21 protein-coding genes are annotated in these 21,998 nt (G+C 62.7%); 17 read left to right on the plus strand and 4 right to left on the minus strand.

All coding sequences use genetic code 11. The features are described 5' to 3' along the window. Positions 1-182: 182 nt before the first annotated feature. On the plus strand, positions 183-1,007 hold the full coding sequence (locus HMPREF3036_RS01490; RefSeq protein ID WP_062330982.1) for a ferredoxin reductase domain-containing protein: 825 nt from the start codon (positions 183-185) through the stop codon (positions 1,005-1,007). A gap of 99 nt (positions 1,008-1,106) precedes the next feature. Here the strand turns inward: HMPREF3036_RS01490 and HMPREF3036_RS01495 are convergent, their stop codons facing one another. Then, a complete protein-coding gene (locus tag HMPREF3036_RS01495) occupies positions 1,107-2,219 on the minus strand; it encodes an aminotransferase class V-fold PLP-dependent enzyme (RefSeq protein WP_156469710.1) in 1,113 nt (370 codons plus the stop codon). Between the two features lie 391 nt (positions 2,220-2,610). Here HMPREF3036_RS01495 and HMPREF3036_RS12040 point away from each other — a divergent pair, with 391 nt between their 5' ends. Then, on the plus strand, positions 2,611-2,760 hold the full coding sequence (locus tag HMPREF3036_RS12040) for a hypothetical protein (protein WP_005434763.1): 150 nt from the start codon (positions 2,611-2,613) through the stop codon (positions 2,758-2,760). Between the two features lie 179 nt (positions 2,761-2,939). Here the strand turns inward: HMPREF3036_RS12040 and bioB are convergent, their stop codons facing one another. From bioB to HMPREF3036_RS01510, 3 genes are all read right to left on the minus strand, one after another. After that, complete coding sequence (bioB, locus tag HMPREF3036_RS01500; RefSeq protein ID WP_005434762.1) at positions 2,940-3,893, minus strand: biotin synthase BioB; 954 nt, start codon at positions 3,891-3,893, stop codon at positions 2,940-2,942. A gap of 152 nt (positions 3,894-4,045) precedes the next feature. Next, complete coding sequence (locus HMPREF3036_RS01505) at positions 4,046-5,152, minus strand: iron-containing alcohol dehydrogenase family protein (RefSeq protein ID WP_062331031.1); 1,107 nt, start codon at positions 5,150-5,152, stop codon at positions 4,046-4,048. 303 nt (positions 5,153-5,455) lie between these two features. Next, positions 5,456-5,788, minus strand: coding sequence for an FMN-binding protein (locus HMPREF3036_RS01510; RefSeq protein ID WP_005434759.1), 333 nt, complete (start codon positions 5,786-5,788; stop codon positions 5,456-5,458). A 284-nt stretch (positions 5,789-6,072) separates the two neighbouring features. Here HMPREF3036_RS01510 and HMPREF3036_RS01515 point away from each other — a divergent pair, with 284 nt between their 5' ends. The 15 genes from HMPREF3036_RS01515 (at position 6,073) to HMPREF3036_RS01585 (ending at position 21,878) form a co-directional block, all read left to right on the plus strand. Continuing rightward, a complete protein-coding gene (locus HMPREF3036_RS01515; protein ID WP_062330987.1) occupies positions 6,073-6,636 on the plus strand; it encodes a DNA-deoxyinosine glycosylase in 564 nt (187 codons plus the stop codon). A gap of 140 nt (positions 6,637-6,776) precedes the next feature. Further along, a complete protein-coding gene (locus HMPREF3036_RS01520; protein ID WP_005434755.1) occupies positions 6,777-8,027 on the plus strand; it encodes a M20/M25/M40 family metallo-hydrolase in 1,251 nt (416 codons plus the stop codon). A gap of 1,095 nt (positions 8,028-9,122) precedes the next feature. Continuing rightward, positions 9,123-11,153 carry a cytochrome c3 family protein gene (locus HMPREF3036_RS01525; RefSeq protein WP_062330990.1) on the plus strand — a complete coding sequence of 677 codons (2,031 nt, stop codon included), beginning with the start codon at positions 9,123-9,125 and terminating at the stop codon, positions 11,151-11,153. 105 nt (positions 11,154-11,258) lie between these two features. Continuing rightward, positions 11,259-11,657: a rhodanese-like domain-containing protein gene (locus HMPREF3036_RS01530; RefSeq protein ID WP_005434751.1), complete on the plus strand. Its 399-nt coding sequence runs from the start codon at positions 11,259-11,261 to the stop codon at positions 11,655-11,657. Between the two features lie 60 nt (positions 11,658-11,717). Continuing rightward, entirely contained in the window at positions 11,718-12,512 is a 795-nt protein-coding gene (locus tag HMPREF3036_RS01535; RefSeq protein ID WP_005434750.1) for an FKBP-type peptidyl-prolyl cis-trans isomerase, read from the plus strand. Positions 12,513-12,546: 34 nt separating this feature from the next. Further along, a complete protein-coding gene (locus HMPREF3036_RS01540; RefSeq protein WP_062330993.1) occupies positions 12,547-13,197 on the plus strand; it encodes a tetratricopeptide repeat protein in 651 nt (216 codons plus the stop codon). 55 nt (positions 13,198-13,252) lie between these two features. Further along, entirely contained in the window at positions 13,253-13,936 is a 684-nt protein-coding gene (locus HMPREF3036_RS01545) for a 4Fe-4S dicluster domain-containing protein (protein WP_038006761.1), read from the plus strand. A 2-nt stretch (positions 13,937-13,938) separates the two neighbouring features. After that, a complete protein-coding gene (gene nrfD, locus HMPREF3036_RS01550; RefSeq protein ID WP_005434747.1) occupies positions 13,939-14,871 on the plus strand; it encodes an NrfD/PsrC family molybdoenzyme membrane anchor subunit in 933 nt (310 codons plus the stop codon). A gap of 235 nt (positions 14,872-15,106) precedes the next feature. Then, positions 15,107-15,619, plus strand: a complete 513-nt coding sequence (locus tag HMPREF3036_RS01555; RefSeq protein WP_062330996.1) for a nitrous oxide reductase accessory protein NosL — start codon at positions 15,107-15,109, stop codon at positions 15,617-15,619. Between the two features lie 11 nt (positions 15,620-15,630). Beyond that, entirely contained in the window at positions 15,631-16,962 is a 1,332-nt protein-coding gene (gene nosD, locus HMPREF3036_RS01560) for a nitrous oxide reductase family maturation protein NosD (protein WP_062330998.1), read from the plus strand. After that, positions 16,959-17,837, plus strand: coding sequence for an ABC transporter ATP-binding protein (locus tag HMPREF3036_RS01565; protein WP_005434744.1), 879 nt, complete (start codon positions 16,959-16,961; stop codon positions 17,835-17,837). Before nosD ends, HMPREF3036_RS01565 begins: the two co-directional genes overlap by 4 nt. After that, positions 17,837-18,688: an ABC transporter permease subunit gene (locus HMPREF3036_RS01570; protein WP_005434743.1), complete on the plus strand. Its 852-nt coding sequence runs from the start codon at positions 17,837-17,839 to the stop codon at positions 18,686-18,688. Before HMPREF3036_RS01565 ends, HMPREF3036_RS01570 begins: the two co-directional genes overlap by 1 nt. A 186-nt stretch (positions 18,689-18,874) precedes the next feature. Then, on the plus strand, positions 18,875-20,785 hold the full coding sequence (locus tag HMPREF3036_RS01575) for a heme lyase CcmF/NrfE family subunit (protein ID WP_062331001.1): 1,911 nt from the start codon (positions 18,875-18,877) through the stop codon (positions 20,783-20,785). Next, positions 20,782-21,207 carry a cytochrome c-type biogenesis protein gene (locus HMPREF3036_RS01580; protein WP_005434741.1) on the plus strand — a complete coding sequence of 142 codons (426 nt, stop codon included), beginning with the start codon at positions 20,782-20,784 and terminating at the stop codon, positions 21,205-21,207. The genes HMPREF3036_RS01575 and HMPREF3036_RS01580 overlap by 4 nt, the downstream gene beginning before the upstream one ends. A 71-nt stretch (positions 21,208-21,278) precedes the next feature. After that, on the plus strand, positions 21,279-21,878 hold the full coding sequence (locus HMPREF3036_RS01585) for a TlpA family protein disulfide reductase (protein WP_005434740.1): 600 nt from the start codon (positions 21,279-21,281) through the stop codon (positions 21,876-21,878). Positions 21,879-21,998: the final 120 nt, after the last annotated feature.

The following is a 21,998-nucleotide window of genomic DNA, read 5'->3' on the forward strand; positions in this document are numbered from 1 at the left end:
GAAACCCTCCCACTTCAGTGGTGAGGTTGTTTAGGAAGACGATCTTTTCGCCCGTGCTGGCGCTCTTCAACCTGCCCAAGCCCGGCAAGGTCGTGCATGCGGCTGATCCCGGCTTCTGGGAAGGACTCTGGAATTCGCTCAGGCCCATCGCCAACACCTCGGTCGAGTGGCTTACCTAGGCGATGCTCGTCCTCTGCCTTCTGGCTGTCGTGCGGACGCTTCGCTACACGCACTGGCTCAAGTTCCACCAGGTGCTCTCGATCGTCTTTCTCGGTCTCACGCTGCACTGCGTGCGCCTGATGGACACGACCGACTTCATGATGTCTTTCGACTGGCTCAACCTCATCATCACGGTTGCGGGCAGCGTCGCCGCCCTGATCCTGCTCTTCAGAGGTCCCGGCGCGAAGCTTCGCGAAGAAGGCACGATCGTCGAGACGGCGTGCGAGGGCGCCACCACCAAGTGGGTGGTCGAGACGCCGCTTTCCAGACGTGTTCTTCCCGGTCAGTTCGTCTTTGCCGCGACCGAGGGAGAGCCGCTTCATCCGTTCTCGGTGGCGGGTATCGACAAGGGAAGGATCATGCTTCTGACCCTCAGGCTTGGCGACTATACGGGCGAGGTCGTTCCGAACGTTCCGAAGGGGATGACCGTCAGGCTCGAGGGCCCGTGGGGCGCCTTCCGTCTCGTCCTTGACGACAGGCCGCAGACCTGGGTGGCGGGCGGCATCGCGCCCTTCATGGCCTGGCTCGAGGCTGCGGCGAAGACGCCGCACGGTCCCGTCACGCTCTGCTGGTGCATCAGGGATCTGGCGAAGGAAGGCTTTGCAGACGAGGTGAAGGCGGCGTGCGAACGTGCGGGCGTCACGCTTAGGATTTTCGAGAGCCGCATTCGTCGCGCAACGCCCGCCGAGCTTCTGGCTGATTCGCCCGCCTGTGGATTGAGAAAGGCCTGGCGCGGAGCGCTCGAAGCCTTCATGATGGAGGAATTCCGCTGGCGCCATTCCAAGTAGGCGGCGCTGGATGAATCGATTGAGATGCGAAAGGGGCGGTTCCCGGCGGCCCCGCCCCTTGTCACGTCTTTTTCAAGAGATGAAGGCCTGACGCACCTATTATTTCGTGCTGCAGTCGCAGAGCGACTCAAGGTATTCGTGGAAAACGGCGAGCAGGCGGTCGGCTTCCGTGTCGTCGATGCCCGAGAGCGTCGAGAGGCTGACGACGGACCGGTTTTCAATGGCGGCGGACGCAATGAGCCAGCCTGCGGCCCTGAGCACGCACTGCAGATGCTCGAACGAGAACGTGTCGGAAGGATGAAGGAAGGAGAGTACGTGCGGGCTGCGCGCATCCTCCTCGAGACAGGGCTCGAAGCCGAGTCTGATCATGCCGGCGGCGAGCTTTTCGGCAGCCGCGCGACAGGACGTCTCGCGCACGGCGGAGCCGCCCTCCTTGTCGAGAGCGTCCAGCGCGGCATGCAGGGCGGAGACGGCCTGAGGCGGCAGGGAGTTTTCGATGCCGGCTTCCTGCCTGCGCAGGCCTTCGAAGAGGTCGAGCGAGACGCTGCGCGCCCGTCCTTCGGACGACTCGAGAATGTTGCGGCGGGCCAGCACGAAGGAGAGGCCGGATACGCCTTTGAGGCCACAGTCCGCGACCGAGAGGAGCACGTCGATGCCGAGCGCTTCCGCGTCGATGCTTGTGGCGCCGAAGGAGACGCCTGCGTCGACGATGAACGTCCTGCCCTCCGCCCGGACGGCACGGCCGATTTCCCCGAGGTCGTTCCTGAGTCCCGAGACGGCGTCGACGTGGACGACGGCGACGTGCGTGATGTCGGGACGTTCGTCGAGAAGCATGGCGATCTCGGCCGCGCCCGCAGCCTGTTCGAATCCCGTCTCGAGCTTCTCGAACGCAATGTCCGCACGCGCGAGCATGCGGCAGGCGGCTTCAGCGTGGGCGCCGTTGCAGACGACGAGCACACGGCTCTCCTCAGGGATGAGCGTCGTGAGCGCAGCTTCGAGCGCGAAGGCGCAGGGACCCGCCATCAGGACAGCGGCGTATTCGGCGGGACGCATGCCCGCGACACGCAGGAGACGACTGCGCACGTCCTCCATCATCGAGATGAATGCGGCATCAGCGGGAGACGGACAGCAGGTCATGGCCTCGAGGACGGATGCTTCAATGGAGACGGGGCCGGGCGTGAGCAGCCGGCAGGCATTGACTTGTCTTTTCATGATCTTCAACGGTCGTTTGTTCAGTCAAGGATGAGAGGCATTATCGAGAGGCTTCATGACGAAACGACGGCGGACGAATGACGAATGCATGACGGTCGGCGCGCCTATGACTGTTCTCCGGATTTCGTGCTGCGGGGCGTCTGATACGGATTCGCAGGGAGATTTTGTGAACGCTTGTTCAGTGGAACGGGCGGAAGGTCCGCAGTGTGGGGACGAGGCGGAAATGCTGAACGCTTGTTGATTTGTTTTCTATTGCGCAATGATAATAATTATCGGGTTTTCTTGCGGACGCCTGTGCCGCAATGGGTAGGATTCCCAATATTCGAATGCTTGACAGAGCGATAACATGAAAACGAACCCAAGGGAAAGACTGTGAAAACGGAGGTTCTCAATGCGTGCGAACAATGACAGGAAGAAGAACGGCTGGGCCCAGATATTCCTCTTCATCATCTTCCTCATTCTGCTTGCCCTCGTGCTCAACGGAATGGGCTGGTGCATCGGCGGCGTGTGCGAAGTCGGCACCGACATGCTTCTTAAATAAAGAAGAGCAGATGGGGCGGAAGCCCCGTGGCCCGCATGAATGTGGCGGGCGGCAACCGAAAGGCGTCAGGAGAGAGAGGCGCCTTTTGTGTTTTTTGTGGGATGGATTCGGGAAAGGGCGCGGCGAAGGCCGCGCCCTTTCCTTATGGAGAGCTTCTTTTGGGAACCGGGTTTCGGAAGCTAGAGGCTGTAGCCTGCCTCGAGGACGAGGCGGCGCTCCTCCTCGACGGAGCTGCCCGGTGTTGTGAGCAGGTCGCCAGTGATGGCGCCGTTGATGCCTGCGCGCAGTGCGGCGCGGGCGGTTTCGGGCGCGAGGTTCTGCCTGCCGCCCGCGAACCTGAGGCATGCGGACGGATTGACGAGACGGAAGACGGCGACGGTTCGGACGACTTCATCGTGCGTCATGGGAGGACGGTCCGCAAGCGGCGTGCCGGGAATCGGGATGAGGAAGTTGAGCGGAATCGAGGGGATCTCGAGGCGGCGCAGCCCGCAGGCGAGGTCGATGCGGTCCGCCATGGTCTCGCCCATGCCGAAGAGTCCGCCCGAGCAGAGTTCGAGTCCGGCGCGGCGGGCGGCCTCAAGCGTGCGGATCTTGTCGGTCTGGGTGTGCGTGGTGCAGACCTTGGGGAAAAAGTCGGGGCCCGTCTCGAGGTTGCAGTGGTAGCGCACGAGTCCCGCCTCCCGCAGGCCTGTGAGTTCGGGTTCGGTGAGAAGGCCCATTGAGGCGCAGACTTCAAGTCCCGTGGAGGCGGCGGCTTCGACGACGGGGCGGATTTCACGCAGCTCCCGTGCGGAGAGTTTTCTGCCGGAGGTCACGAAGGAGAGCCTGCGGATGCCGTGTTCGAGGGCCCGCGCGGCGGCGGATTCGCCTCGTGTTGCGGGCACGATGGGAAAGACGGGGGCATTCGTGGTCCATTTTGAGGATTGCGAACACCAGCGGCAGTCTTCGGCGCATCTGCCCGACTTGGCGTTGACGATCGTGCAGAAGTTGAAGACGCGGGAGGCGCACTTCGTCGTCACGAGGTGCGCGGCCTCGACGAGTTCGTCGAGGGCGGGGCTGTCTTCAAGAAAGTCGAGGTCGGCGCGCGGAGAGGCTTCTCCTCGAAGGGCGCGCTCGACGATGAGGCTGAGCATGGCGGCATTCCGGTCGGGTTGGACGAGCGACAACTGTAGCGCAGGACGTCCTTCGGGAGAGCGGCGGCTTTGCAAGCGTTTGTTGACGGCGCGAAAAAAGGGACGGCGTCCGGGCAGGACGCCGTCCCTTTCAGGTCTGAATTTCAGGGCAATTAGGCCGCGGCGGCAAGGCGTGCGGCGCCGAGGGTGTCGACCTTGCGGATGGCGGCGACGAACTGTTCGCGCACGGCGGGTTCGGGACCCGTGGACCATTCCTTGATGTGTTCGGCGGCGCTGACAAGCTTCATGAGCTGCTCGTCGGTGGTGATGCCGACCTGGGCGAGCGTGACGGGCAGGCCGATGCTGGTGTTGAAGTCGAGGAAGCGTTCGAGGAGTTCGTCCTGGCCGTCATAGGCGAGGAGCACCAGGTTGCCGAAGGAGACGACTTCGCCGTGCAGATGCGCGTGGGCGGACGGAAGGACCATCGAGGCGTTGTAGAAGCAGTGGGCGAGGGACGAGTTGTAGTAGTACTCGGTGTGCGTCACGAGGTTGGAGACGACGCCCGTCGAGACGATGATGTCGAGCACGCATTCGGTGAAGGCGTCGGACATGGTCTTGGCGCGGAAGTCGTCGAGGGCCTGACGGCCGAACTGCAGGAGCGGCTCTTGGCAGGCGCATGCGAGCTGGGCGCCGAGGAGCGGTGTGTGGAAGAGGTGCTTGCCGCGCGTGCAGTAGAGCACTTCGATCTGCTTGGAGAGCGCGTCGCCGAGGCCCGCCCAGAAGAGGGGCTCGGGGCTGTCCATGATGACGGACGTGTTGATGAAGCAGTGGGCGGGGCAGGCCTTGCCGAAGTGGTAGCCGTGCAGAGAGCCGTCCTCCTTGTAGAGCACGGCGATGGCGGAGACCGGCGCGCAGTTGGAGGCGACGGTCGGGCAGGTCATGACGGGCTTGCCCATCATGTCGGCCGCAGTCTTGACGGCGTCGCAGCAGCGGCCGCCGCCCACGGCGAGGATCACGTCGGCATTCCTGACGCCGGAGCGGGCCTTGATCGCCTCGACGTTGGCGACCGTGGAGTCATGACCGTAGACGTGGACGTCCGTGACGGTGAGGCCGGCCGCCTCGAGCGCGGGCAGAAGGGAGGGATTGGCCTTCGTCATGGCCGTTTCGCCGCCGACGACCGCAACGCGGGTGCCGTAGGGTCGAATGATGTCGCCAACAAGGCTGTAGGCTTCGGGACCGACGGAATAGTGCGGGAGGCTGACGGAGTAGTTCGGCTGCATGATGAAATCCTTTTCTTTTTTCTGCAGGGGTTGTGCGGGTTCGATGCCGTCTTTTTCAAGCGGCGTAAGGTCCATTGTCACGCGGAATCGGGCCGGAGAGATCCGACAAACGCCTTAGTGGTCCTGCGGATAGTCAGGGAGGCGTCAAAAAAGATGCGCGAAGGGCACGGACGTGCGATTCGCGTGTGGAGAAGGCGTTTGCAAAATAAAAAAAGAGGGAGGTCCGCAGTGCGAACCTCCCTCTCGTAAGGCTTCATTGAAGGAAGAGCCTTCCTTCAGAACCCTTGCTTCGGGCGAAGAAGATTACTTGGCCTTGGCGAGGGCGTCCTGAACGGCGGCCTTGATGCCGTCGGAGGACATCGTGGCGCCGCCGACGCTTTCAACGCCTTCAACACCGTTCTTGGCGACGATTTCCGGAATCATCGTTTCGATCGGAGCAGCGATGATCATGTCGGTCTCGCCGTGCTTGAGAACCTTGACAGCGGCGATCTTGCCGCCGGCGACGTCGACCTGGACCTGGATCTGGGATTCGCGGCCCTTGCCTTCGCCCGTGTAGGAACCGTCCTTGTAGGAGGCGGCCTGGGCGCCGGCGGCGACGAGAGCGGCAGCGGCGACGACGATAAGCTTCTTCATCATGATGTAAAAACCTCGGTTTGTAGTGGTTTTGAAATGCGTGTGTGCGTCTTCCCGAGGCCGGCCGATCGGTTTGTGGAGCGGGCGTCGGAGAAGCAGGCGCGGCGATAATAGCACATCGAAAGGCAAGAAAAGCGAGCATGCCGCAGAAAAAATTGCAAGCACTCCTTTCGGACTAGAGAGGTTGTCCTAGGGAAGCTGTCCAAAGTCAAATCCGGCACGGGGCGACATTTATATATAAGGATCGATGCCTGTGTCGGAGAACATTTTTGTCGGGGGGAAGGTCCATGAGAGAAAGGAAAAACGAAAAGACGACGGGAGCGGACGAGGAGGGCGCCGTCGTGCTCACGGGACTCGCGCCCGTCGTGGGCGAGGCGCCCCTCATCCTGATTCTCGGTAGCATGCCGGGAGCGGCGTCGCTCGCCGCAGCACAGTACTACGCGCATCCCGCCAACCGCTTCTGGCCGCTGATGGCGCTGCTGTTTCCGGAGGAGACGGCTCGTCTCTCGTCTCCCGACTATGAGGAGAGGCTCGAAGGACTCAGGCGGTCGGGCGTTGCGCTCTGGGACACGATCGGCTCGTGCGAGCGGGCGGGAAGCCTCGACAGCAGCATCCGGAACATGACGCCCAACGACGTGGCGGGTCTTCTGAAGTCGCATCCGACGATCGGGACGGTGGTTCTCAACGGCTCAAAGAGTGCGGTGGTCTGGAGGCGGCATGCGCAGCGGGAGGCGCTCTTGGAGCGGCCCGACCTTCGCGTTCTCGCGCTTCCCTCGACGAGTCCCGCGAACGCGCGCCTGCGGCTCGCTGATCTTGAGATGACCTGGCGGGAGGCGCTGGCTGTCGGGTAAAACCCGCTTGGCCATAGGGTTTGGGAGGATGGCGAAATTTCGGTACGGATGGGTAAAATTTCCGGATTGCCGCCCTGCGGATATCCACCAACGATTGTCCCGCAGGGCGCAACCCGACTTGAAACCATAAGGAGACAGACATGAAACCGACGCTTTCCGAAGCAATGAAGGCCCGCCTTGCCGACCTGTGCGGCGACGACCGCGTGAAGACCGCCCTGCAGGTCTGTGTGGATGAAGCGGACCGCGCGATGGAGGAGCAGATTCACATTTCCGAGATTGAATCCCCCACGTTTGCCGAAGGCGTCCGCGGCGAGGAAATCGCCCGTCTTCTGAAGGAATACGGTCTGACCGACGTCGTGATCGATCCTAGCGGCAACGTCGTCGGCCGTCGTCCGGGCACGGGCTCGGGCCCCGTGCTCGCCATCGCCGCCCACCTTGACACGGTCTTCCCGGCCGGTACGAACCTCAAGGTCCGCAAGGAAGGTCATCTCTACTACGGTCCCGGCATCGGCGACAACGCCTCCGGCCTCCGTTCCATGCTTCAGGTGCTCCGCGCCCTTGAAAAGGCCGGCATCGAGACGGACGGTGACATCCTCTTCGTCGGCACGGTCGGCGAGGAAGGCAACGGCGACATCCGCGGCGCCAAGGCCCTCTTCGACGGCTCCCGTAAGATCGACGGCTTCATGGCCCTCGACATGGCCGACGTCTTCACGGTTCAGAACGGCGCCACGGGCGCTCATCGCTGGCGTCTTGCCATCGAGGGCGAAGGCGGCCACTCCTACCTCGACTACGGCCACGTGCCCTCCGCCATCCACGCGATGTGCCGCGCCGGCGCGATGATTGCCGACCTTGACCTGCCTGAGGATCCTAAGACCACCTACACGATCGGCACGATCAAGGGCGGCACGACCGTCAATACGATCGCCGCGCGCTGCGAAGTCGACGTCGACATGCGCAGCGTCGACCTGCCGACCCTCGAAGCGCTCGAAGCCAAGGTGCTCGCCGCCTTCGAAGAGGCTGTCCGCATTGAAAACGCCCACTGGCCCAAGGCCGACGAAGCCCACCAGCTCAAGCTCGTGAAGACCCAGATCGGCAATCGTCCCGCCGGCATGCGTCCCGCCGACTGCCCGGCGGTCCAGGCCGCCCTCGGCGCCCTTGACGCCCTCGGCATCGAAGCCCGCCACGTCAAGTGCAGCTCCACCGACGCCAACCAGCCGATGTCCCTCAACATCCCGGCCATCTGCGTTGGCACGGGCGGCGAGACCTTCCTCGAACACAGCCTCAAGGAATACTTCGACTCGACCGACATGCACCTCGGCCCGCAGCTCGCTCTGCTCGCTGCGCTCGCCATGGTCGGCCGCAAGGGCGAAAAGGGCTCCCTCGCCGCCTGAGGCAGGCCCCTGCAGCATGAAGAGGGTCTGAGCCTCAGGCCTGTCTTCTGAATGAAAAGGACGGACACCTCCGCGGTCTCCGTCCTTTTTTTGTGCCCGTGAAAAACCATTTCCGCATGTGTCCGGCGGTTCTGCAAAACTGAACGAAACCGGGATGCCCGCCTTCGTCGGACCGGATCGAGGGCCATGCTGATGAATGCAGGCCGCCTTCATGCATCACCATGAACAACTGTTCAGGAGGGCTTCAGGGAGCGTTTTACAACCTTAAGATTCGCGCCCCGGCAAAGCGGCTCGAGCCTTCGCCCGAGTGCGGGAAAATTCGTGCCGAATCGAAAAAAACGGCACTCTTTCAGGCGAAGAGAAGGTGCGCGGGCGCTGTTTCAATGAATCCGAACACGACGTTCGGACCTTAAGATAAGCCGTTTTGTGCGATTGGAAAAATAAATCGAGAGATCTTAGTCATAGAGGATCGCAATCGAAACGGCGGTTTTTGCAGGTCGACATATCCCCCTTTCGCTATGTTCGGAAAGATCGAACGATGGGTTTAAGCAAATGTAAATGGCTAAGTGAAAACTAGGGGCTAGCGAGTAGAGACGCCGTTTTGCGAAACCATGCGTTCCGATAAGTGAAACGGAACCTCGCCAAACCTTAGGGATTTGGCGTCGAATACTCCTAAAGAGGTAGTTCCTCAGAGAGGGGTGAAAAGGGACGGGAAAAGGATTTCCCAGTACCATTGATTTTTCAAAATGCCTGTGGGACAGTTGTTTTTGTGGTGTTATGGTGGCCGTGTCAGGGTTTGCTTGCCCCTGATTGATCTAGGTCAACTGAGATGCGAAACAGGGCATTTTCAGAATTACCTAAGCAAATCGACTGATGCATCATACCGTTGCGGTTCTTCGGGACCGCATTGACCCCATTGCCTCTCCTCGTTTCCCGGGGAAGGGATAACAATCCCCGCCCGATTCTCAGATCGGAAAGGGAAGACAACCAAAAATCGATGTTGCTCGTCGCGCTGAAGACGACGGCCTCTTCTTCACGCGATGATGCCTTTTCCGATCTGGGGAACGGAGAAGACAGACATTAGGAGATAAAACTATGCAATCCACTACCAGAAAAGCAGCGGCTTCCGTCCTGTTTTGCTCGGTCGCCATGGCTCTGGCCGCTCAGGCTGTTGCTGCGGACGCCCCGGGTGTCGGTAACAAGAATGTGAACGCGCTCACGCAGCCGATTTACGCGAACCCGGACGGCGACGAAGCCACGAAGGGCGTCAAGACGCTGCAGGACTACATCGTCCAGGAAAAGGAACTCTTCGACTTCCTCTTCGAAAACCACCCCGTTTTCAAGTACGCAGCCGAAGGCCGCATCAAGGGCGTCTACAAGGTGTCCACGCGCGGTTCCGAATTCCTCGGTGAAGGCAATGCCCAGAAGTACACGAAGGCCGCCGGCGCCAAGCCGTCCGCTTCCCAGTACCGTCTCGCTGCCAAGTCCATTCTCGACTACCCGAACAAGTTCGTGGGTCCGGAACGTTGCGGCGAATGCCACGCGGTCCAGTACCAGAAGTGGAAGCGCTCCCGTCATGCTCAGACGGTCCGCTTCCCGGGCGAACATCCGGAAGTCGACAACGACCTGAAGAAGAAGCTGTACGGCTCCGACGCTTCGATCCTTCCCGACGGCATCACGCCGGATGTCATCTACGCCACGATCGGTACGCCGCGCACGAAGTACGGCTACGTCGACGGCTGGCTCGTCCGCGGTTCCTACCACATCCGTGACGGTCTCCTCCGCGACGGTACGGGTACGCTCGTCGCCGGCGGCAACCAGTTCTCCCGCGGCTGGGCTTCCTGGCTCTCCCCGGAACGCTGCGCTGAAATCGCCAAGGTGATCCCCGACTTCCCGACCAAGATGGAAGACTTCGGTGCGTCCGGCTCCCACCAGTGGGGCATGACCTCCTACGGTTCCAAGTACGAAAAGGAATTCCTCTTCCAGCCGGCTTCCTCCTACTGCGAAGTCTGCCACGCCTTCAAGTTCGACTTTAAGGACAAGAAGGAATTCTTCGCCGCTCTCGGCAACCCGAAGGAACTCCAGAAGCACACCATCTCCAAGGGTATTGCTTGTGAAGAATGCCACGGCGCCGGCGGCCACCTTGTTGGTGCCGAGTCCAACGGCTTCCAGACGAACTGCGAACGCTGCCACCAGCGCTCCAACTTCATCCCGGAAGACGTGAACACGGAAGCCGGTCAGGGCAAGATCGAAAACGGCTTCAACGTCAAGACGAAGTCCTCCTGCCCGTCCTGCGGTACGGAAGGCTCCCAGCTCATGATGTCCAAGCATTATGAAAAGGGCATGCGCTGCGTTACCTGCCACGACCCGCATGAAGTCACCAGCAACGACTGGAAGGACTACTACACCAAGCCGGCCATCAAGCAGACCTGCCAGGACTGCCATAAGGAACAGGCTGATGTCGTCGCCCAGACCGACACCCACAAGAAGATGGACTGCATCGACTGCCATATGCCGTTCACGATGTCCTGTGAAAACTTCACGGCCATCCAGCGTCCGGACATGGCCGGCTTCGACGCCGTCCGCCGTTCGCACGTGTTCAACATCAAGGTCGACCCGACCGCCAAGATGATGAACCCGGCCGAAGGTCAGTCCCGCGCCTCCAACTCCAAGGGCTGGCGCATTGCCAAGGACGAGGAAGGCCACGGCTACCTCGACCTTATGTGGTCCTGCGCCCGTACGGCCAACGCTGAAGTTGCCGTTACGGAAAACAAGGGCTGCCACTCCGTCTTCATGTCTGAACTTGAAAAGGGTCTCCAGTACTCCGATCAGAAGCAGGCCTATGACGACGTCATGGAATGGCAGACCCCGGTCAAGGACGGCTACAAGGCTGCCGTCGGCGCTCAGGAACGCATCGTGAAGCTTCTTGAAGTCACGAAGCTCGACGCCACCGCCAAGACCGAAGTCCTGATGCTCCTCGACAAGTCGAAGGACATCACGAAGGAAATCGAGAAGGACGGCTCCTGGGGTGTCCACGCTCCGAAGTACCTGAAGCAGCGTGCTGAAACCGCTCAGGCTTACCTTGACAAGGCCCAGTCGATCATCGACCAGGCTGCCGCCAAGTAAGTTTGGAAGTCACGTTTGCTTCCAGCCTTAAATCCCCGGGCCTCTCATGAGGTCCGGGGGAAAGACCAAGAAGGAATTATGAAAGCGCATCTGAAACGGTCGGTCATGGGTTTGATCATGGCCATCAGCGCATCGGCCGCCATGGCCGGTGCCGACGGTCCGATCGAGCCGGCCCCCGTCTATGACGAAGTTCTCAATCAGATTTCGCTTCGGGAAGCTGAAATGCTTTTCGAGGAAGGCGTGCAGTTCTACGATGCCAACGAGTTGGAGATCTGGGCCCAGGGTTACATCCCCGGCGCGATCTTCTTCAACGTGAAGGATTGGAAGAAGCTGCTCCCCGAGGACAAGAGCACCACGCTCGTGTTCTATTGCGTCAACCCGCTCTGCACGAGCAGCGAGATGGCAGCGCGCGAAGTCATGAAGCTTGGTTATACGGATGTTCGTCAGATGCCCGAGGGCATCGTCGGCTGGCGTCGTTCAAACCGGCCGATCGAGCTTCCGTAAGATGCGTGCCTCGCCTCAGGGCGGGACGGTAATTCACACAGACATTCAATTGAGAAAATTATGTTTACCCTGAAAAAAGTCATTCTCTCTGCCTCGCTTGCGCTGACCGTGAGCTCCGTGGCATTTGCACAGGCTCCGCAGACGCAGATCCAGAAGGAGTCTTACAGTATGGGTGCTACGCTCGGCAACGTCATTGCCGGGCAGGTCTATCGCCAGACCGAACTGGGCGCCGAAGTCGACATGGCTGCGGTCGTCCAGGGCTTCAACGATGCTCTCAAGGGCAAGACCGAGCTTTCCGACGACGACATGCTGAAGATCCTCAACGTGCGCGCCGAACAGCTCAACAAGCTCGAAGAGGCTCACCTGGAAAAGGTCGCCAAGGCCAATTCCGAGAAGTCCAAGGCTTACCTCGCTGAAAACGCCAAGAAGAAGGGCGTTGTCACGACCAAGTCCGGCCTGCAGTACGAAGTCCTGACCGAAGGCAAGGGCGACAAGCCCCGCGTGGAGGATGTGGTTACCGTCAATTACGTCGGATCCTTCATCGACGGCAAGGAGTTTGAAAACACCTGGCAGACGAAGGAACCGGCCCGCTTTGTGATGATGTCCGTGATTCCGGGCCTCGCCGAAGGCGTCGCCCTCATGACCCCGGGCTCCCGCTACCGCTTCACGGTTCCGGCCGAGCTTGCCTACGGTCATGACGGCGCAGGTCAGATTCCTCCCGAATCCGCCCTCGTCTTCGACCTCCAGCTCGTCAAGGTCGAAAAGGTTGGTGCTCATCAGCAGAGCTTCGGCATGCCCGGCATGTCCGGCGGCATGTCCAAGGAAATGATGGAGAAGATGAATCCCCACAAGTGAGGATGATTCTTCGCAATCGCATGGAGAACGCGTGATGAACATGCTCGCAGCCCTCTTCGCAGGCGCCGCCCTCCTCGCAGGTGCGGTTCTTGCAGGCTACCGGATGCGGACCCGTGGTCCGGCCGCCGCAGGCAAGAGCGTGTTCCTCGCCGGTTTCGCAGGCGTGCTGCTCGTCTCAAGCCTCGGCGTCTATGCAACGCTTGGACGCTGGAGCGACTGGGACAAGGCAGAGGTCGACCACGACGTCGACTATCTGCTCGCCGCGAAGCTGACGGATGCGCGCCGTCTGGTCCAAATGACCCCCGACAGCGCATACGCTCAGCAGCAGCTCGCACTGGTCTCGCTCGAAGTGGGCCGGTACGAGGATGCAGTCTCGGCGATTGACCGCAGCATCAGCATCGCGGGAGAAACTCCCGAGCTGCTGGGCATCAAGGTCTTCGCCCAGTACTATCGCGACGGCAGGCAGTTCGCCCCCGAGACGCAGGCCGCCGTCGGGCGGGTGTTCGACATGAACCCCCTTGAGGTCCGCACCAGGATGCTCCTCGGTCAGGACGCCTTCCTCAACGGCAGATACGCCGAAGCGGTTGGCCATTGGCGGATGCTTCTGGATGCGGGAGCGGCTCCCGACAAGGAGCGCGCCCTCAAGACTGCGATTGCCAAAGCCGAAGCCAGGATGACTCGGTAAGCAATTTAACCGACAGATTCTCCTAACCCCGGGAGGTCTGTCATTGGAGAACATCGTGAGCGAAAAGATCGACAGGAGAAAATTTCTCGCTGGCGCCGGTGCTGGCTCCCTGGTCCTCGTGTCCCTCGGCGGATGCGGCTCCAGCCAGGTCCGTCAGCCCGGTACGCCTCACTATGGTATGGTCTTCGACCAGAACAAGTGCGTTGGCTGCCGCGACTGCAGAATCGCCTGCAACGAAACGAACAAGCTTCCCAAGGGAGTGACTCGTCTGTTGCTCGAGTTGCAGGACGACAAAATCGAAGGCAAGCGCGGCTATGCCGCCGACCGCCGCTACGTGCGCGTGTCCTGCCAGCAGTGCTCTGACGCCCCGTGCGTCACGGTCTGCCCGACGGGCGCCGCCCATCGCGACCCGAAGACCGGCATCGTGACGATGTACGCCGACAAGTGCGTCGGCTGCAAGTACTGCATCGTCGCCTGCCCGTACAACGCGCGTTTCATCAATGAGGAGACGAAGGTCGCCGACAACTGCGACTTCTGCCTGCACACGCGACTCGAAAAGGGTCAGCAGCCTGCATGCGTGGAAGCCTGCAAGTACGACGCCCTCGTGTTCGGTGACCTCAACGATCCGAACTCGTACATCAACAAGCTGCTCGCCGTCAAGGATTCCGTGCGCATCCGCCCGGAACTCGGCACGGAGCCCAGCCTGCGTTACATCCCCATTGTTAAGCAAGGAGTGTAAAGATGGACATCGCCATGAACTTTACACTTGGTCTGAGCCAAGGGATCGCCTGGCCGTGGCCGATCGCCGTGTACCTGTTCCTCGCAGGCATCTCGGGCGGCGCCGTGGCTGTGGCGCTCATGCTTAACCGCTACCGCAACCAGGTTGCGGAGAACACGCCGGTTCTCAAGGCCGCGACGCTCGTCGGCTTTGTCACCATCGTGCTCGGCATGATCTGCCTCGTGGCCGACTTGACGAATCCGCTGGTATTCTGGCGCATTCTCATCTACTACAACCTGACCTCCGTGATGAGCCTCGGTGTTATAGCGCTTCTGTTCTATATCCCGCTCGTCTTCGTGCTCATGCTCGTCGCCTTCCGCAAGGAAGTGAAGGGCTGCGGCGCGCTGGCCTGGCTCGACGGCATCATCGGCGCCTTTGACGGCATCCGCGGTGCGCTTCAGTGGATCGTCCTGATTCTCGCAATCACGATCTGCGCGTACACCGGCTTCCTGATCTCCGCCCTGATCCGCTTCCCGCTCATCAACACGGCTGTGCTCCCGGCGCTATTCATCGCCTCGGGTCTGTCCGCCGGTGCCGCTGCTGCCAAGCTCGTCGCCGTCGGCTGCTTCGGCGAAGAAGAACACAGTGCCGACATGAAGCTCCTGCACGGCGCCGAATGGCCGATCATGGCCGCCGAAGCGCTCTGCATCTTCATGATCGCGGTCTCCCTGATCTCCGGCAACGCCGCTGCTCAGGCTGCCGTCGAGGCCTTTGTCTCGGGTACCTGGTCCACCGTGTTCTGGGTCGGTGTCGTCGGCGTCGGCTTCGTGCTGCCCGTGCTGCTGAACTTCGTCAAGAGCACCGCGAGCTTCTACCTCGCCGGTCTCTGCAGCGTCGTCGGCATGCTCTGCCTGCGTCACTTCATCCTGTACGCCGGTCAGATCTTCGGTCTCTAATGTCCCTCGCGGTCATCTGAACCGAAGCGTGTGAAAGCACGCGACCAATCAACCATCCGCCCCGCCGGCAACGGCGGGGCAGATGGCTGAGAAAAAAACGAGAATTCCCCCGAGCCCGTCAACGGGCCGTTTTTTTATCAGGAGACCCGTCCGCATTTTCGAACGCATCGTTCGAGAACGTCGTACGATTGGATTTTTCCCCGAAGCTTTCCGCCAACCATATGAGGAGCGTGCAATGACGATGCAGAAGAAGATGTTGAAGACCGCCGCGGCCGCCTGCGCTGCGGCTCTCGCGGCCGTCCTGCTTGCAGGATGCGGCGATGAGGCCTCGAAGAAGACCTACTCGCCCGTCCCCTTCACCAAGCACGACCGCTGCCATCTCTGCGGCATGGTCCTTGCACACTACGAGGGCCCCAAGGCCCAGATCATCATCAAGGGCGCAGAAGACACACCGCTCATGTTCTGCAGCGGTCGCGACGCCTTCACCTACGCGCTCCAGCCCGAGAACCAGCGCAGGCTTCTCGCCTTCTTCATCCACGACCTCGGCAAGACCTCCTGGGAGACGCCCGCCGACGACGCGCTCGTGCCCGCGGCTTCCGCCATGTACGTCTACGGCCACGGCCGCGAGGGCGTGATGGGGGACGAACCCGTCGCCTTCACCGAAAAGTCCAGGGCCGACGCCTTCATCGCAAAGTGGGGCGGCCAGGTCTACAAGTACGAGGAAATCACCCTCAAGCGCCTTGACTGAGGAAGCCCGGCATGAACGCATTTGCGCGGCTTCTCCTTTGCACGGCCCTCTCGGGCCTCGCCCTCGGGGCGCAGGCGCGCACCTTCGAGGTCTCCGACTTCGCCGAGCTTGACGACGCCGTCATCGAGGCCGAGGACGGCGACGAGATCGTGATCAAGAAGGGCGTCTACGAACTCGAGGCTCCGCTCGAAATCTTCTCGCGCGTCACCGTGCGGGGCGAGCAGGGCGCCGTCATCGACGCGGGCGGTCGGGGCTCGGGCTTCATCGTCCGCGTCCCGAAGGTCAGGATCGAGAACCTCACCGTGCGCAACTACGGGGGCGACCTCTATGCGCGCGACGCGGGCGTGATGGTGGGCGACGGCGCCGACGGCACCGAGCTCGTCAACCTCACGCTTCAGGGCCCGGGCTTCGGCGTCAGGGCCGACCGCATGAACGCCCTCGTGGTCGAGGGCTGCACGATTGAGGGCGACGCGGCCCGCCACGTACTCGACCGCGGCGACGGCATCTTCCTCTCCTACGTGAAGAACGCGCGCCTCAACCACAATTCGCTTCGCAACGTGCGCGACGGCTACTACCTCGAAAACGTCGACGCCGCGAAGTCCGACTTCAACTACTTCACGGGCGCCCAGTACGGCATCCACTACATGTACACGCGCGACTGCACCGCCACGGGCAACCGCGCCGTGGGCGTGCGAGGCGGCTACGCCCTCATGAGCAGCGACCGCGTGACGCTCACGAAGAGCTACAGCTCGCGCAACATCGAGTTCGGCATCCTCCTCAACGTGGCCGACGGCTGCCTCGTCGAGGAGAACACCGTCGAGGGCGTGCACAATTCCAAGGGACGCGCGGCGCTCGACAATGAAGGGAAGGGCATCTTCATCTACGGTCCCGGCAAGAGCCGCGTAACCCGCAACTGGATCGCCGAAAGCGACATCGGCATCGGCGTCGCCCTGGGCGGCGAGGGCAACGTCCTCTGGGACAACGCCTTCGTCGACAATCAGATCCAGGTCCGCTACGTGGGCGAGACGCCGCTCGAGTGGAGCTTCGAGGGTCGCGGCAACTACTGGAGCACGAACCTCGGTTGGGACGTCGACCATGACGGCATCTCCGACCGCGCCTATCAGCCCAACGACAGCCTCGACCGCATCTTCTGGATCTATCCCGAGGCCCGCTTCCTGATGGACAGCCCCGTGACGGCGCTCCTCAGGTGGCTCGCCAGCCAGTTTGAAATCGACCGCGGCAAGGGCGTTACCGACTCCCACCCGCTCGTGCGCCCGCCCGTCGGCCCCGACGTGCACGAAATCAAGACAGACAACGCGAAGAACAAGGAGCCTGCCAAATGAACGCCATCACATGCGACGACCTCGTCTTCCGCCGCGGCGACAGGACCGTCCTCAACAGGATCGGCTTCGAGCTCGCTCCGGGAAGGCTTCTCGGCCTCATCGGTCACAACGGCGCAGGCAAGTCGACCCTCATCAAGCTGATCCTCGGCCTTCTCAAGCCCGCTTCGGGCAGGCTCGAGGTGCTCGGCGGTGCGCCGGGCGCCTCGCCCCTTGACGTGGGCTACCTGCCCGAGAACGTGAGCTTCTACGACGCCATGACCGTCGAGGAGCATCTCCGCTACTTCGCGGGCCTCAAGGGCGTCGCGCGCCCGCGCATCGACGAGCTCGTCGAGGAGCTCGGGCTCGGTGTCGTGCTGCGCCAGCGCCTCGGCCAGTGCTCGAAGGGCCAGCGCCAGCGCCTCGGCCTTGCACAGGCGCTTCTCACCCGCCCGCGCCTTCTGATGCTCGACGAGCCGACCGTGGGCCTCGACCCCGCCGCCTCGTCCCTCATGTACCGCGAGCTCTCCGCGCTTCGCGACGCGGGCTGCGCCGTCGTCGTCTGCACGCACGAGCTTGCGCTCGTCGAACCCTATCTCGACCAGGTGCTGCTTCTGGCCACAGGCGAGTGCCGCGGCAGCGGCACGCTTGAGGACCTGCGCGCCAAGGCCGCGCTGCCCGCGCTCATCACGAACGTCGGCAGCGGCGACGCGCTTGCCGACCCCGAGCTCGCGCCCTACGTGCGCGGCACGCGTCTCGCCGTTCCCGAGGGCGACGTCGCCCGCGTCGTCAGGCGCCTCACCGAGGCGCACGGCGTCTACGACTTCCAGCTTCGCAAGGCGGATCTGGGCATGATCTTCGCGCACTTCGTTCTGGACGTGCCCGTGGAGGAACTGTAATGACTTCTAGCACTTCATCCGCCATCGGCACCGGCTCCCGCATCGGCGCCCTCGCCACCGTCTCCATCGTGGCGGGCAAGGAGTTCCGCGACTGCTTGAGAAGCCGCTGGCTCGTCTTCGGAAGCGCGCTCTTCGCGATTCTGGGTCTGGCCGTCTTCTTCGGCACGGCCGCCATCGGCGGCACGCTTCAGTACCAGCCGCTGCCTTCCGTGATGAACTCGCTCCTGAGCCTCACGGTCTTCCTGCTGCCGCTTCTCGCGCTGCTCCTCTCCTACGACGCCTTCGTGGGCGAGGCGGAGTCGGGCACGCTTCTTCTGATGCTCACTTATCCGCTCTCGCGCCTTCAGTGGCTCGCAGGCAAGGCGCTCGGGCAGGGTGCGGCGCTCCTTCTCGTTCTCGTGCTGGGCTTTGCGGTCCTGCCGCTCATCCAGGCCTTCCTGCCGGTGCCCTACGGCATGGGTGAGTTGCTTTCGTCTCTCTGCGTGCTCGTTCTGAGCGGGTGGGCGCTCGGACTCCTCTTCATGCTCGCCGCCTACTGGGTGAGCCTTTCGGTTCGTCACAAGGCGCAGGCCCTCGCGCTTCTGCTCGTCGTCTGGTTCGTCGCCGTGCTTCTCTACGACCTCGGTCTTCTCGTCGTGACGGTTGCGGGTGCGGACGTGCTCGGCCGCGGAACATTGACGGCCCTCATGCTCGCCAATCCCGCGAGCGTCTTCAGGCTTCTCAACCAGTCCGTGATCGGTGTCCTCTCCTTCGAGGTGCCGTCCGCTGCGGTCCTCTCGGGCATTCTCGCCGCATGGATTGCGGTGCTCTTCGCGATCTGCGCAAGGACGCTCGCCGTCCGCAGGCTATAAGCTCCGCAGAAGGTCGTCCGGGTCACGAACAGGAATCGCCGGTCGTGCCGCTGCAGTTTGTACGGCAGGCACGACGGGCGTTTCGCAGGCCCTCGGCCCGGAAGCCGTCTTAAGCCTCAGTGCAGGTTTGCGCGTTAAATTCCAGTCTGCATACATCCGACCAGACCAACCATCAGGACATCCAAAGTGATCCCCGAACTCGGCCACTTCCTGCTCATCATCGCCGCCATGACGGCGCTCCTTGCACCCGCCGTGGTCTTCTACGGCATTCGAAGGGGCGACGACTTCTATGCGGGCTTCAGCCGCCCTGCGTCTCTTCTGACGGCGCTCATGCTCACGCTTTCGACGGCCGCGCTCGTCTGGACCTTCCTGACCGACGATTTCTCCGTCGCCTACGTCGCAAATCACTCCAACACCAAGCTCGCGCCCGCCTACAAGGCCGCGGCCCTCTGGGGCTCGCACGAAGGCTCGATGCTCCTCTGGATCTGGCTCATGGCGGTCGGCACGGCCGGGGCGGGCTTCGTCCGGTGCGCCGACAGGCTCTTCACGGCGCGGCTTCAGGGGCTGATGCTTGCGGTGCTCGCGGGCTTCTGCGCGTTCCTGCTCTTCACGTCGAATCCGTTCCTGCGCAACCTGCCGATGGTGCCGCCCGACGGTCGTGACCTCAATCCCATCCTGCAGGACATCGGCATGATCCTGCATCCGCCCGTGCTCTTCATGGGCTATGCGGGCCTGGCGCTGATGTTCGCGGCCATGTGCGCGCTGCTGCTTTCGGGCCGCTGGTCGAAGACGGCCATCGACTTCACGACGCGTCTTTCGATCGTCACCTGGGGCTTCCTGACGGCGGGCAACATGCTCGGATCCTGGTGGGCCTACAACGAGCTCGGCTGGGGCGGCTGGTGGTTCTGGGATCCCGTTGAGAACGCGTCCTTCATTCCGTGGCTGACGACCACCGCGCTCATGCACGCGCTCATCCAGACGAGAAGGCGAGGGCAACTCAGGCGCCTCACCGTCTTCCTCACGCTCGTGGGCTTCGCGCTCTGCCTGCTCGGCACCTTCCTCGTGCGCTCGGGCGCCATGCAGTCCGTGCATGCGTTCGCGACGGATCCGGGCCGCGGGATCGCGCTTCAGGTGCTCGCCATTGTGCTGCTCGTGCCCGCCGCCTTCCTCTACTGCGCGCGCATCGAGCCTGTCTGCAGGACCGAGGAGGCGCCGATGAACGGCTCGGACGCCCTGATGACGGGCGCCGTGTTCCTGTTGATGGCCGCCGCCTTCGCGGTGCTCTTCGGCACGCTCTATCCGCTTGGATACGAGGTCTTCGCGGGCCGCACGCTGACGGTCGGCGCGCCGTACTTCAACAACTTCTTCGCGCCGATGACTCTCATCGCCGCGGCGCTCGCGGGCGCCGCCCAGCTCGGCCTCAGGAATCCGGTCCGCTGGGCCGTCTGCGCAGCGGCCTCCGTCGCCGCAGGCGCAGCCGTCGCGCTCCTCACCGACCCGCGCTCGCCCGTCATGACGGGCTTTGCGGTCGCGGCCGCCGTCTGGCTCGTCGTCACGGCCGTCTCGCACTGCCTGCCTTTCCCGGCCCGCCGCATGAGCCTTGCCGCGCTGCTCGCGCACGTGGGCATCGCCGTCTCCATTGCGGGTGCGGTCGGCGTCGAGCAGTACGAGAGCGAGGCGCTCGTGCGCATGGGGCCCGGCCTCGGCAAGCCCGTCGACGACGTGGTCTTCGTCTATACGGAGACGCGCTTCGTCAACAACCACTCCTACTTCGGACAGCAGGGCGTGATCGAGGTGCTCAGGCTTGACGACGAGTCCCTCATCACGACGCTCAGGCCCGAGCGCCAGACCTTCGTCGCCAACGGCATGCAGATGTCCGCAGCCGGCATCGACCACGGCTTCCTGCGCGACTACTATGTCTCGATGGGCAACAAGCTCACCGACACCGAGTGGCTCGTCAGGCTCTCCATCAAGCCGCTCGCCGGCTGGATTTGGGGCGGCGGCGCCGTCATGATTCTGGCCGCGCTCATCATTCTCTTCACGCGCCGTCGCGAAACCGAGACGGCGGCGCAGGAGTTGGAGGCTCCTTCCAAATGATCTTCATGACACGCAGGACCCTCGTGAGAACGGCAGCGCTCGAGACGGGCATGATGCTCGCCGCGCCGCTCCTCGCCGCCGAGACGAAGCCGCTTACGGGGGCCGAGCTTCAGAAGGAGGCCGTGAGCATCTCCAAGGTGCTCCGCTGCCCAGTCTCGCCCAACCTCACGCTCTACGACAGCGAGAGCGCCATCGCCAACGAGCTCAAGGGCGTCATCTACGAAAAGCTGCGCGCGGGCGAAACCCGCGAGCAGATCTTCGACTTCATGGTCGCCCGCTACGGCGAGCAGATCCGCTACGAGCCCGACATGAACGCGGGCACCGCCGCCCTCTGGGCCGCGCCCTGGGTAGCGCTCGGCGCCTGCGGGCTCTTCCTCGCCGCGCGCATGCGCAGGAAGGGTGCCAAGGCCGACAGGGCCTGAGACGCCTCGTCCAGCCTCGGAATTCAAAAGACAGAATCGACAGACAGCATTCAGAGAGGAGATTCACCGACATGTTCAAGAAAGCCCTGATCGCGCTCGCCTTCGTGATCGGCGCCCAGTGCGCCTCGGCCGCGCTTCCCGCCTTCAACCAGAAGTTCGAGAAGAACGGCCAGCCCATCGCCGAAAAGCCCCTTGTCGCCCGCGACTTTATCGAGTTCCGCACCGCCCGCGGCTTCCCGCTCGACGGCTACAAGGACCTCGCAGGCAATCCGCAGTCGCTTTCGCAGTTCAAGGACAAGCTCGTGATCGTCGACGTCTGGGGTTCCTGGAGCGCCACCTGCCAGCGCAGCGCGCCGCTCATGGCCGAATTCCAGGCGAAGTACAACAAGCCCGAGAGCCGCATCCGCTTCGTTTCCATCTCGCTCGACAAGAACCCGAAGCGCGTGACGAAGTTCGTGAAGAAGACGAAGCTCCCCGAGACCTTCACCTCCTGGCATGATCCCGACCTCGTCATTCCCGCGACGCTTCCCGCCGACGTGCTGCCCGGCTTCTTCGTCCTCGACGGCCACGGCCACCTCGTGGGCTTCGTGCGCGGCTTCGTTGACTGGGCCGATCCCGCCGTGCCCGCCTACTTCGAAAAGCTCGCCGACAAGTACGCCGTTCGCAAGTAACTGAAAACGGAAGGAACGGAAGGCGCGGCCTTTCGTTTGCATTTTCCCCGGGCCGCCTGCCGCTTTCATGCGCCGGCGGCCTCTTCACATCCGCGAAGCACGTCCGTGTGCGTCACATAA

Origin of the sequence: Sutterella sp. KLE1602 (assembly GCF_001578585.1) — a bacterium.
Classification (GTDB): Bacteria; Pseudomonadota; Gammaproteobacteria; order Burkholderiales; family Burkholderiaceae_F; genus Sutterella; species Sutterella wadsworthensis_A.